Annotated in this window: 10 protein-coding genes; all 10 read right to left on the bottom strand. The window is 48.2% G+C overall.

Translation table 11 applies throughout. The features are described from left to right. Positions 1 to 140: 140 nt before the first annotated feature. Complete coding sequence (gene leuB, locus ON064_RS13755) at positions 141 to 1,241, bottom strand: 3-isopropylmalate dehydrogenase (protein WP_274625214.1); 1,101 nt, start codon at positions 1,239 to 1,241, stop codon at positions 141 to 143. Between the two features lie 28 nt (positions 1,242 to 1,269). Beyond that, on the bottom strand, positions 1,270 to 2,811 hold the full coding sequence (locus ON064_RS13750; RefSeq protein WP_274625213.1) for a 2-isopropylmalate synthase: 1,542 nt from the start codon (positions 2,809 to 2,811) through the stop codon (positions 1,270 to 1,272). Continuing rightward, on the bottom strand, positions 2,798 to 3,826 hold the full coding sequence (gene ilvC / locus ON064_RS13745) for a ketol-acid reductoisomerase (protein ID WP_058382170.1): 1,029 nt from the start codon (positions 3,824 to 3,826) through the stop codon (positions 2,798 to 2,800). Before ilvC ends, ON064_RS13750 begins: the two co-directional genes overlap by 14 nt. 34 nt (positions 3,827 to 3,860) lie before the next feature. Beyond that, the gene (gene ilvN / locus ON064_RS13740) at positions 3,861 to 4,373 is read right to left on the bottom strand and encodes an acetolactate synthase small subunit (protein WP_058382171.1); all 513 of its coding nucleotides are present in this window, start codon (positions 4,371 to 4,373) and stop codon (positions 3,861 to 3,863) included. After that, complete coding sequence (ilvB, locus tag ON064_RS13735) at positions 4,370 to 6,103, bottom strand: biosynthetic-type acetolactate synthase large subunit (protein WP_274625212.1); 1,734 nt, start codon at positions 6,101 to 6,103, stop codon at positions 4,370 to 4,372. Before ilvB ends, ilvN begins: the two co-directional genes overlap by 4 nt. A gap of 339 nt (positions 6,104 to 6,442) precedes the next feature. Then, positions 6,443 to 7,345, bottom strand: a complete 903-nt coding sequence (ilvE, locus tag ON064_RS13730; protein ID WP_058382173.1) for a branched-chain-amino-acid transaminase — start codon at positions 7,343 to 7,345, stop codon at positions 6,443 to 6,445. A gap of 427 nt (positions 7,346 to 7,772) precedes the next feature. Continuing rightward, positions 7,773 to 8,960, bottom strand: a complete 1,188-nt coding sequence (tuf, locus tag ON064_RS13725; RefSeq protein ID WP_121301287.1) for an elongation factor Tu — start codon at positions 8,958 to 8,960, stop codon at positions 7,773 to 7,775. Between the two features lie 118 nt (positions 8,961 to 9,078). Then, a complete protein-coding gene (fusA, locus tag ON064_RS13720) occupies positions 9,079 to 11,157 on the bottom strand; it encodes an elongation factor G (RefSeq protein WP_274625211.1) in 2,079 nt (692 codons plus the stop codon). Between the two features lie 50 nt (positions 11,158 to 11,207). Continuing rightward, the gene (gene rpsG / locus ON064_RS13715; protein ID WP_058382176.1) at positions 11,208 to 11,678 is read right to left on the bottom strand and encodes a 30S ribosomal protein S7; all 471 of its coding nucleotides are present in this window, start codon (positions 11,676 to 11,678) and stop codon (positions 11,208 to 11,210) included. Positions 11,679 to 11,722: 44 nt separating this feature from the next. Beyond that, on the bottom strand, positions 11,723 to 12,142 hold the full coding sequence (gene rpsL, locus ON064_RS13710; protein ID WP_068459672.1) for a 30S ribosomal protein S12: 420 nt from the start codon (positions 12,140 to 12,142) through the stop codon (positions 11,723 to 11,725). Between the last annotated feature and the right edge of the window lie 266 nt (positions 12,143 to 12,408).

The following is a 12,408-nucleotide window of genomic DNA, read 5'->3' as shown; positions in this document are numbered from 1 at the left end:
ACGCCTGCGGGGAAGTGACTTCATGCAGGAGATGAAGGTCGATATACAACAGGTCGGGTTTTCCCGGCTCTTCGAATACAATATGCTGTTCCCAGATTTTTTCAATAATCGTTTTTGCCATAGCAGAGTGCCCCTTCCATTTACACGTAGGAAAACATGATGTGTTCCGACACGAATTCCCGTTCCAATTCTTCGATGACTTTTTCCACGAAGCGTTCTGTTGAGATGACTTTATTGCCGCAAGCTGACAAATCGCCTGTGCAATAGCCATCTTCAAGGACGCTCATAACCGCATCTTCAATCGCCGATGCTTCTGAATCCATATTGAACGATTGGCGCAGCATCATCGCTGCCGACAAAATCGCCGCGGACGGGTTTGCTTTGTTTTGCCCTGCGATATCCGGTGCCGAGCCGTGTACCGGTTCATACAAACCGAAACCGTCTGAACGGATGCTCGCGGACGGCAGCATGCCGAGCGAACCGGTGATGACCGATGCTTCATCGCTCAAGATATCGCCGAACATGTTCTCCGTCACCAAGACGTCGAATGACCGTGGGTTGGTGATTAATTTCATCGCAGCTGAATCGACCAGCATATGTTCAACTTCCACATCCGGATAACCCGCCTTGCGTTCTTCAACGACTTTTCTCCAAAGCTTGCTGGATTCTAGGACGTTCGCTTTGTCTACAGAAGCCAATTTACCGCGGCGCGACCGGGCCATTTCGAATGCCTGGTCGACGATGCGTTCGATTTCCGCCCGCGTGTAGACGAGTGTATCGACTGCGGATTTTTCATTATGGCGTTTCGGTTCACCGAAATACAAGCCACCAGTCAATTCGCGAACGATGACCATGTCCACTTCACGCGCAATTTCTTCTTTTAATGGGGAAGATCCGAGAAGTGCCGGTACCGCTTTGACAGGGCGGACGTTGGCAAACAAATCGAAGTGTTTACGGATATTCAACAGCCCTTTTTCCGGGCGCTGTTCTGCGGGGTTGTTGTCCCATTTCGGGCCGCCTACCGCACCGAGGAGGATGGCATCGCTCGCTTCACACGCTTCAACGGTTTCTTTGGGCAGCGGGCTGCCGGATTCATCGACCGCCGCTCCCCCGATTGCCGCGAATTTCCAATGGAATGTGTGCCCATAGCGCATCGCAATGGATTTTAGCACCTTCACTGCCGCCTCTGTTACTTCTGGTCCGATGCCGTCTCCTGGCAATACTGCGATTGTCTTTTCCATAGTAATTCCTCCTCTGTGGGTTTGCTGATTAAACTGCTTGGATCTTCGTTTTATTTCCCTGTTTCACCAACTGGCGGTTCACTGCATTGAAATAAGCTTTCGCGGTCGCTTCCAAAACATCTTGCGCGACGTCGCGGCCTGTGACGGTCTCTCCGTCATAGCTCATATTGATAACGGCTTCGCCGAGTGCATCGCGGCCTTTGCCGATAGATGTCACACGGTAGTCCAGGATATGCACTTTGCCTTCGACAATGCGTTCAAGTGTATTGAATATCGCTTCGACCGAACCGGATCCGGTTGCCGCTTCGTGAATAGCGGTGCCGTCCGGACCGATAGCGGATGCTGTCGCCGTTGGGATGTTCGCTGTGCCGTATTGCACTTGCACGCTTTCCAGCTCGTAGATAGGTGTCTCGGTGTCATTGATTTGCTGGTCTGTTAGCAAAACAAACAAATCGTCTTCTGTGATCTGTTTTTTACGGTCGGCAAGTTTCTTGAATTCAATAAACGCTTCATTCAATTTAGCGTCAGGCAATTCGAAGCCCATCTTCACCGCACGGTCGCGGAATGCGTGCCTGCCGGAATGTTTGCCAAGCACCAATTCAGTCGCTGCATCGCCGATCAATTCCGGCGTGATGATTTCATAGGTCAGCGGGTTTTTCAGCATGCCGTCCTGGTGGATGCCTGATTCATGCGCAAAAGCGTTCTTCCCGACGACTGCTTTATTCGGCTGGATAATGCTGCCGGTCAATTGGCTGACCAATTGGCTCGAGCGTTTGATCTCGTTCAAATTAATGCCGGTTTCGATTTCGTAGAATTGCTTGCGGATATGGAGCGCCACTGCAATTTCTTCCAACGCGACGTTTCCTGCGCGTTCACCGATGCCGTTGATTGTGCCTTCGACTTGCGTCGCGCCGTTTTCAATCGCAGCTAGCGTGTTCGCTGTCGCCATGCCCAAATCGTTATGGCAATGCGCCGATAGCTTAACGTTTTCGATGCCCGGCACGTTTTCTGTCATATAACGGAACATCGCCCCGTATTCTTCAGGTGTCGCATAACCGACTGTATCCGGCAAATTGACTGTCGTGGCGCCTGCTTCGATGACTTTCTTGATGATGTGTGCCAAGAATTCCGGGTCGGATCTTGAGGCATCTTCCGCTGACCACTGGACGAGCGGGAAGAATTTTTTCGCGTAACGAACAGATTCGACAGCAATGTCGACGACCTGTTCCGGTGTTTTCATCAATTTATGTTCCATATGGATAGGAGACGTTGCCAAGAAAATGTGGATATGCGGTTGTTCCGCTCCCTTCAAGGCATCCCATGTCCGGTCGATATCCGCTTTCATGGAGCGGGACAGTCCCGTTACGATAGAGTTCTTCACCGTACCGGCTATCCGCTGCACTGCGTCGAAGTCTCCTGGCGATGAAGCCGGGAACCCCGATTCGATAATCGTCACGCCTAGACGTTCGAGCTGGCGGGCGATTTCGATTTTCTCAGCTGTATTCAAGTTGATCCCGGCCGACTGTTCTCCGTCCCGTAGTGTCGTATCGAAAATATCAATTTGAGACATTAGCAGCCACCTCTTTTGGTTTTTTGTTTTCATTGACGAATGGCATCATGGCGCGCAACTCGCGTCCGACTTGTTCGATTTGGTGTTCCGCTTCAGCGTTTTCGATCGCCGTGAATTCCGGACGGTTCAATTGGTTCTCAAGTAACCAGCCTTTGGCGAACTTGCCGGTTTGGATATCCGTCAATACATCTTTCATGCGGGCTTTTGTATCGGCATCGACAATGCGCGGGCCGGATACAAAATCTCCCCATTGCGCTGTATCGGAGATCGAGTAGCGCATGCCGGACATACCCCCTTCATACATGAGGTCAACAATCAATTTCAGTTCGTGCAAGCATTCGAAGTATGCCAGTTCCGGCTGATAGCCTGCTTCCACCAAAGTTTCAAATCCAGCTTTGACGAGTGACGTCACCCCGCCGCAAAGAACGGCTTGTTCACCGAATAGATCCGTTTCTGTTTCTTCCTTGAACGTCGTCTCCAAGATTCCGGCACGTGCAGCACCGACGCCTTTTGCGTAAGCTAAAGCAGTATCTTTTGCATTGCCGGATACATCTTGATGTACTGCGAACAATGCCGGTACGCCTGCTCCTGCTTCGAACGTTCTGCGGACAAGATGTCCCGGGCCTTTAGGGGCCACAAGGAACACGTCCACATCTTTCGGCGGCACGATTTGGTTGAAATGAACGTTAAAACCGTGTGCGAAGACGAGCGATTTGCCTGCCGTTAGATGCGGCTTGATCGATTCTTCGTAGATTTGCGTCTGGCGCTCATCCGGCACGAGTACCATGATGACGTCACCTGCTTGCGCCGCTTCCGCTACTGTCGCCACTTCTAGGCCATCTGCTTTTGCCTGGTCGAATGATTTTCCGGGTCTGACGCCGACTACCACTTTGAAGCCTGAATCATTTAAGTTTTGGGCATGGGCATGGCCTTGTGAACCGTAGCCGATCACCGCGATTGTTTGTCCTTTTAGTGCCTGGTCGTTTACGTCTTGGTTATAATACATTTTTGCCATTTTTAATTTCCTCCTCAGGGTTTGGGGTTTTAGTTTAAAGGATGTTCAATTGCGGTGTATGGGCTTTTTGCGTTTCTCTGACAAAAGCGGATACTCCGGTTCTTGTTAATTCTTTGATGCCGTATGGCTTCATCAAATCGATGAAGGCTTCGATTTTCTCAGGATCGCCTGTTACTTGGAACGTGGTGACGTTTTTGCTCATATCGACCACTGTCGCGCGGAACGGTTCGACGATGCTGTAGATCTCGCTGCGCGCTGCGGGCGGTGCCACCACTTTAATCAGCGCGAGCTCTCTCATGACCATCGCCTTATCGGTAATGTCATTGACTTTCAAGACGTCAATCTGCTTTTGCAGCTGTTTGAGCAATTGCTCCAGCTTGCCTTTATCTTCCACATTGACCACGAAAGTCATTTTGGAAATTCCCGCTTGTTCGGTATGTCCGACCGAAATGCTTTCAATATTGAATTGACGCTTCATCAACAGCCCGGTAACTCGGTTCAAGACGCCGCTCTGGTTGATGACCGTCGTTGTGATTACTCGCTTCATTCGCCTTTCACCCCGATCATTTCGTTGAGCCCTTTGCCTGGCGCTACCATCGGGTACACACATTCAAGTTGGATTACCCGGCAATCGATGAGCGCTGGGCCATCTGATTCAAACGCTTTTTTGAATACTTCTTCCGCTTCTTCCATCGTTTCGACTTTATAGCCGTCGAGATCATAAGCGGCTGCCAGTTTCACGAAATCCGGCTGCACCGGCATCATCGATTGGGAATAACGTTCCTCATAGAAGGTTTCTTGCCACTGGCGAACCATCCCAAGGCTTTGATTGTTCAAGATGACGATTTTTACCGGCAGGCGGTATTCCTGCAATAGTGACAATTCCTGCAAAGTCATTTGGAAACCGGCATCGCCGACGACGGCCACGACCGTCTCTTCCGGTCTTGCAAACTTCGCGCCGATCGCTGCCGGGAAGCCGAAGCCCATCGTCCCAAGCCCACCGGATGTCACCCAGTTATGCGGGTTGTTGAAGCGGTAATACTGAGCCGTCCACATTTGGTGTTGGCCGACATCCGTCGTGACGATCGCATCGCCACCCGTCAAACGGTGGATCAATTCGACAGCTTGCTGAGGCATGATGCCTTTTCGTTCTTTTTGATGATACTGAAGCGGGTAAGCTTCTTGATAAGCATTGAGCTTGCCACGCCATTCTTCTGTGTCCGGGCTTTCGAAATTGCTTTTTAATAGCTCGACCAATGCCGCTTTAGCATCCGACACGATCGGAATCGCTGTCGGGACGTTCTTCCCGATTTCTGCCGGATCGATATCGATGTGGATGACTTCCGCATTCGGCGCAAATGACGCCAAATTGCCGGTGAGCCTGTCATCAAAACGGGCTCCGATATTCAGCAAGACATCACATTCACAAATTGCCGTGTTCGCTGCATACGTTCCGTGCATGCCGCCCATGCCGAGGAACAATTCATGATCGCCGCCGACTGTTCCAAGCCCCAGCAAGGTGTTCACGATCGGGATTTGATGATGTTCCGCAAATGCTTGAAGCTCTTCAGAAGCTCTCGCTGCCAATACTCCGGCACCGGCGAGAATCACCGGCTTTTTCGCTTTGGACAGCATTTGCACTGCCTTTTGGATCTGCAGATAATTCGGCGAGATGGTCGGTTGGTAGCCCGGCAAGTACACATCTGCATCCGCTTGTTCTTCACTTCCGGCGAACAGCATCGTCGACACGTCTTTCGGGATATCGACGACGACCGGTCCCGGGCGCCCTGTTGAAGCGATGAAGAATGCCTCCTTGATGATCCGCGGCAAGTCTTCCGCTTTTTTCACCTGGTAATTATGTTTCGTGATCGGCTGTGTGATGCTGACGATATCCGCTTCCTGGAAAGCATCTGTTCCGATAACCGATGTAGCAACTTGCCCGGTGAAGATGACGAGCGGCAATGAATCGAGCATGGCATCCGCAATCCCGGTGACGAGGTTCGTCGCCCCAGGGCCTGACGTTGCAATGACCACTCCTGCTTTTCCGGAAACTCTGGCGTAGCCCTCCGCTGCATGGATCGCGCCTTGTTCGTGTCTCGCTAATATGTGGCGGATCGGGTTTCGATGCAAAGCATCGTAGATTGGCAGAACCGCACCTCCTGGGTAGCCAAAAATGATCTCAACACCCTGCTGTTTCAATGATTGAATTAAGACGTCTGCCCCGCTGCCGGATAATCCTTGTTTGAGTTCTTCTCTGACCTTTACGTTTACTCCCAATCTTTCCGCCTCCTTCTTCTTAAGTCTTCGGAAGTAGCAAATGAAAAAGCTTTTCCATCCCTACACAAAGAAGACATCTTCTTTGCATAGGGATGAAAAAGCTTCATGGTACCACCCTATTTCACTGCGATTTGCAGCCTCTTGGATAATTGCTTATCCGCTGATAACGATAACCCGTCGCTTGCAGTCACCGGGAACACCTAGAAGGCCGAGGCCGTTCAGCATTCCACTCAGAGGGGATGTCGCATCTGGCAGCATTGCCGGCTTCCACCGCCCCGGCTCTCTGTGAATGCTGTATTCCATTTGCTTTAACCTCGTCATTGAATTGATCATATGAATTTATACTACGTTTAGATGTTCTTCGTTATACACTTTAACGCCGTCTTGCTGCACCAGCTCGCGGAACGCTTCGAGAAGATCATTGGTGACAGGTCCTGGCTTGCCGTCGCCGATAACGCGTCCATCCACTTTAATGACGGCGATGACTTCTGCTGCCGTCCCTGTCAGGAACACTTCGTCTGCGACGTAGACATCGTGTCTAGTAAAGACGCCTTCTTCCATTTGGTAACCTTTTTCAGCTGCGACTTCCATGATGGCGTTGCGCGTAATTCCTTCGAGCGCCCCTACATAACCGGGAGGCGTCAGCAATTTGTTTTTGCGGACAATGAAGATATTATCGGCCGATCCTTCAGCCACGTAGCCTTGATCGTTCAGCATGAGCGCTTCAGAGACACCCGCCAGGCTTGCTTCGATTTTCACCAGGATGTTGTTCATATAGTTCAGTGACTTCACTTTCGGGCTAAGGACGTCTGAGCGGCTTCTTCTTGAAGCGACCGAGACGATTTCAATGCCGCTGTCGTACAAGGCTTTCGGGAATAAAGAAAGCGGTTCTGCGATGACAATGACATTCGGCTTTGCACAGCTGAATGGATCGAGCCCGAGATTCCCGACTCCGCGTGAGACGACTAAGCGGATATACGCATCCTTCAATTTATTTTGCCGGAGCGTTTCTACGACCAGCTGCGTCATTTCTTCGAAAGTATGCGGAATTTCAAGCATCACTGATTTAGCCGAATCGTAAAGGCGCTCCAGATGTTCTTCTAAACGAAAGACATTTCCGTTGTATGAACGAATGCCTTCGAAAACTCCGTCGCCATATAGGAAGCCATGATCATAAACTGAAACCTTGGCATCTTCTTTTTTTACAAATTCACCATTCATATAGATTACTTGTTCAGTCATGATGTCCACTTCTTTCTCCGAAATTTTTTATGAGGATTAGCGCTGTAAATGCTTTGTTCTGTTAAATTGTTGCTATCATATCGCCTATTCCAAAGGGTGTCAACAAACAAAATGTGATTTTTTTGCTAATTCTGAACATTGAAATCATTTGTATCCGTTTACATCGTTGTCGCAGCGCGGTTTCAAATGTTTTTAAAAAAGTTTGAATATTTTATTGAAATGCGATATATTGCGTATAAAATAAAGAGAATCAGGCTTACAAGGTGCTCAGATTACTAGAAAGTCCTCTATACAAGACATAGATCGCAAGCTCATAAATGCCCTCATTTCACAACACTGTCACAAAATATAACTTCCACTTTCAAGAAAATGAACACAAAAAAATCCCCTAACTCATAATGAGCTAGGGGATTCAAGCAAAGGCGAATTACTTCTGGATAGAAGCTACAACGCCAGCGCCTACAGTACGTCCACCCTCACGGATAGAGAACTTAGTACCTTCTTCAAGAGCGATTGGTGAGATAAGCTCAACATCCATTTCGATGTTGTCGCCAGGCATAACCATTTCTACTCCTTCAGGAAGGTTACAAACGCCAGTTACGTCAGTTGTACGGAAGTAGAACTGCGGACGGTAGTTTGTGAAGAATGGAGTGTGACGTCCACCCTCTTCTTTTGAAAGAACATAAACTTCCGCTTTGAAAGTTGTATGTGGAGTGATTGTGCCTGGTTTAGCAAGAACTTGTCCACGCTGGATATCGTCACGGGAAACTCCGCGAAGAAGTGCGCCAATGTTGTCGCCAGCTTCAGCATAGTCAAGCAATTTGCGGAACATTTCTACACCTGTAACAGTTGTAGATTTAGCTTCTTCGTTGATACCGATGATGTCAACGTTGTCGCCGACTTTGATTTGTCCACGCTCAACACGGCCAGTTGCAACTGTACCACGGCCAGTGATTGAGAATACGTCCTCAACTGGCATCATGAATGGCTTGTCAGTGTCGCGTTCTGGAGTTGGGATGTACTCATCAACAGCAGCCATCAACTCAAGAATTTTTTCTTCCCATTCTGGCTCACCTTCAAGGGCTTTAAGCGCAGAACCTTTGATGACTGGGATGTCATCGCCAGGGAAGTCATATTCAGACAATAGGTCGCGAACTTCCATTTCAACTAGTTCAAGAAGCTCTTCGTCGTCTACCATGTCGCATTTGTTCATGAATACTACAAGGTAAGGTACGCCTACTTGACGTGAAAGCAAGATGTGCTCACGAGTTTGTGGCATTGGGCCGTCAGCAGCAGATACTACTAGGATCCCGCCGTCCATTTGTGCAGCACCAGTGATCATGTTTTTAACATAGTCAGCGTGACCTGGGCAGTCAACGTGTGCATAGTGGCGTGTTTCAGTTTCGTACTCAACGTGAGAAGTGTTGATTGTGATACCGCGCTCTTTTTCTTCAGGTGCGTTATCGATTTGGTCGTAAGAACGAGCTTCCCCGCCTGATGCTCTAGCAAGAACTGTAGCGATTGCTGCAGTCAAAGTTGTTTTACCATGGTCAACGTGTCCGATTGTACCAATGTTAGCGTGTGTTTTAGAACGGTCAAATTTAGCTTTACCCATTAGAAAAATCCTCCTCAGAATGTAAGTTAATAGTAGTAGTTTGAGTACCCAAGCTATCGAAATAAACCGCAGATTGGGCATACAAACTATTTATACTTGATTAAAGGTCAAAATTCAATTATTGGCCTTTATTTTTCTTGATAATTTCTTCAGCGATGGATTTCGGCACTTCTTCATAGTGATCGAAGTGCATAGAGAACACACCGCGTCCTTGCGTGTTAGAACGCAAGTTTGTTGCATAACCGAACATTTCAGAAAGTGGAACCATTGAACGGACAACTTGTGCGTTTCCGCGAGCGTCCATACCTTCTACGCGTCCACGGCGAGACGTAACGTCACCCATGATATCGCCAAGGTATTCTTCAGGGATTACAATTTCAACTTTCATGATCGGCTCAAGGATTACCGGGTTAACTTTTGATACAGCATTTTTCAGTGCCATAGAAGCAGCAACTTTAAATGCCATCTCGTTGGAGTCAACATCATGGTAAGATCCGTCGAACAAACGTGCTTTAATGTCTACCAATGGATAACCGGCAACTACACCGTTATCAAGAGAGTCGCGAAGACCCGCTTCAACTGCTGGGATGTATTCACGTGGAACAACACCACCGACAATTCCATTTTCGAACTCAAAGCCAGCGCCTTCTTCGTTTGGAGAGAATTCGATCCAAACGTGTCCGAACTGACCACGGCCACCGGATTGACGTACGAACTTCCCTTCAACTTTTGCAGACTGGCGGAATGTCTCACGGTAAGATACCTGAGGAGCTCCGACGTTTGCTTCAACGTTGAATTCGCGTCTCATACGGTCAACTAGGATATCAAGGTGAAGCTCACCCATACCTGCGATGATCGTTTGACCAGTTTCCTGGTCTGTATGTGCACGGAAAGTTGGGTCTTCTTCTTGCAATTTCGCAAGGGCTTGGCCCATCTTGTCTTGGTCCGCTTTGGATTTCGGCTCTACTGAAAGTGAGATAACCGGTTCCGGGAAGACCATGCGCTCAAGGATTACTTGGTCTTTTTCGTCGCATAGCGTATCGCCTGTAGAAGTATCTTTTAGGCCGATCGCAGCAGCGATGTCCCCGCAATATACTTCAGCGATCTCTTCGCGGGAGTTAGCGTGCATTTGCAGGATACGTCCTACGCGCTCACGCTTGCCTTTTGAAGAGTTTTGTACGTATGAACCAGATTTCAAAGTACCAGAGTAAACACGGAAGAACGTCAATTTCCCTACATATGGATCTGTCATTACTTTGAATGCCAGAGCAGAGAAAGGCTCCTCTTCAGATGCTTTACGCAATACTTCTTCGTCTGAATCTGGACGCAACGCTGTCATTGGCGGTACATCTAGTGGAGATGGGAGGTAATCAATTACTGCATCAAGCATCAATTGAACCCCTTTGTTTTTGAAAGCAGTTCCGCACACTACTGGGTAGAACTCAACGTCAAGCGTTCCTTTACGGATTGCAGCTTTAAGTTCATCAACAGTAATTTCTTCGCCACCAAGGTATTTTTCCATCAAGTCTTCATCAAGCTCAGCAACGCCTTCAAGTAGTTTCGTGTGCCACTCGTCAGCAAGCTCTTTGTACTCTTCAGGAATTTCGCCTTCAGTGATTTCAGTTCCCAAATCGTTCGCATAGAAGCGCGCGTTCATGTTTACAAGGTCAATGATCCCTGAGAACTCGTCTTCTGCGCCGATTGGCAATTGAATCGGGTGTGCGTTAGCTTGCAGGCGATCGTGAAGAGTGCCTACTGAATACAGGAAGTCTGCGCCGATTTTATCCATTTTGTTGATGAATACAAGACGCGGTACTCCGTATGTTGTCGCTTGACGCCATACAGTTTCTGTTTGTGGCTCAACGCCTGATTGGGCATCAAGAACCGTTACAGCACCATCAAGTACACGCAGTGAACGTTCAACTTCAACTGTGAAGTCTACGTGTCCTGGAGTATCGATGATGTTAACGCGGTGGCCTTCCCATGAAGCTGTTGTCGCAGCAGATGTGATCGTGATTCCACGCTCTTGCTCCTGCTCCATCCAGTCCATTTGAGAAGCACCTTCATGCGTTTCGCCGATTTTGTGGATACGGCCTGTGTAATACAAAATACGCTCCGTAGTAGTCGTTTTACCGGCATCGATGTGAGCCATGATTCCGATATTACGTGTATGGTCTAAGGAGAACTCTCTAGGCATATGGTCTTTCTCCTTCCGTCTCGAAATAAGATTTTAAGTTTCGCAAGAATTTACCAGCGGTAATGAGCAAATGCTTTGTTGGCTTCTGCCATTTTGTGGATATCTTCACGTTTTTTGACGGAAGCACCAGTGTTGTTGGCAGCATCTAGGATTTCGTTAGCTAGACGCTCTTCCATAGTTTTTTCCCCACGTAGACGTGAGTAGTTCACTAGGTAGCGAAGTCCAAGAGTCGTACGGCGTTCTGGACGAACTTCAACTGGTACTTGGTAGTTAGCTCCACCAACACGGCGAGCGCGAACTTCAAGAACCGGCATGATGTTTTCCAACGCTTGTTCGAATACTTCGATTGGATCTTTCCCGCTGCGTTCTTTAATTAGTTCGAACGCACCGTAGAGGATCTTTTGTGAAGTACCTCTTTTTCCGTCAACCATCAATTTGTTAATTAAACGAGTTACCAATTTCGAACTATAAATCGGATCTGGCAACACGTCACGTTTAGCTACAGGACCTTTACGAGGCATGTATGTTCCTCCTTTCAACGAAAACTATCGTTAATTCATTGTTATTATTTTTTTGCTTTAGGGCGTTTTGTTCCATATTTAGAGCGTCCTTGCATACGGCCGTTTACTCCAGCAGTATCAAGTGCGCCGCGTACAACGTGGTAACGTACACCCGGAAGGTCTTTTACGCGTCCTCCGCGGATAAGAACAACACTGTGCTCTTGAAGGTTGTGACCTTCGCCGCCGATATATGCATTGACCTCAATTTGGTTTGTCAAACGTACACGCGCGTATTTACGCAATGCGGAGTTTGGTTTTTTCGGTGTCATCGTTCCAACACGTGTGCAGACGCCGCGTTTTTGTGGAGCACTCAAGTTAGTCTGTGCTTTCTTGAAGCTGTTATACCCCTTGTTCAACGCTGGTGAGTCTGATTTAGTGCTTTTTGGTTTACGAGGCTTGTTAACCAATTGGTTAATTGTAGGCATCGATTTTTCCTCCTCTCAAAAGGTGTTCTAATACCACATATCCAGGTGGTTCATTTTTGGGTAAAAAACAAAGTCTTTGTGATTTCACACAAAAACCGGTATCCAGTAATGCCATCATGGCTACATCCAGCAAAGCTGAACGCTTTTACTGTTTTTGCTTAGTACCTGACGATCATGTTCCTGACATGCAAAGATCGATAATCATCAACCCTTAATATACTATCATTCACTACGCGTTACTGTCAACCAAAATTCCAAAAAAAATC

The sequence above is a fragment of the Planococcus sp. A6 genome (assembly GCF_028823615.1).
GTDB lineage: Bacteria > Bacillota > Bacilli > Bacillales_A > Planococcaceae > Planococcus.
Note: the sequence above shows the minus strand (reverse complement) of the source record. Positions and strands in the feature narration are given on the sequence as shown.

Coding starts and splice junctions, on each gene's coding strand:
- leuB (WP_274625214.1), bottom strand. CDS start 1,241: ATGGAAAAGACAATCGCAGTATTGCCAGGAGACGGCATCGGACCAGAA.
- ON064_RS13750 (WP_274625213.1), bottom strand. CDS start 2,811: ATGTCTCAAATTGATATTTTCGATACGACACTACGGGACGGAGAACAG.
- ilvC (WP_058382170.1), bottom strand. CDS start 3,826: ATGGCAAAAATGTATTATAACCAAGACGTAAACGACCAGGCACTAAAA.
- ilvN (WP_058382171.1), bottom strand. CDS start 4,373: ATGAAGCGAGTAATCACAACGACGGTCATCAACCAGAGCGGCGTCTTG.
- ilvE (WP_058382173.1), bottom strand. CDS start 7,345: ATGACTGAACAAGTAATCTATATGAATGGTGAATTTGTAAAAAAAGAA.
- tuf (WP_121301287.1), bottom strand. CDS start 8,960: ATGGGTAAAGCTAAATTTGACCGTTCTAAAACACACGCTAACATTGGT.
- fusA (WP_274625211.1), bottom strand. CDS start 11,157: ATGCCTAGAGAGTTCTCCTTAGACCATACACGTAATATCGGAATCATG.
- rpsG (WP_058382176.1), bottom strand. CDS start 11,678: ATGCCTCGTAAAGGTCCTGTAGCTAAACGTGACGTGTTGCCAGATCCG.
- rpsL (WP_068459672.1), bottom strand. CDS start 12,142: ATGCCTACAATTAACCAATTGGTTAACAAGCCTCGTAAACCAAAAAGC.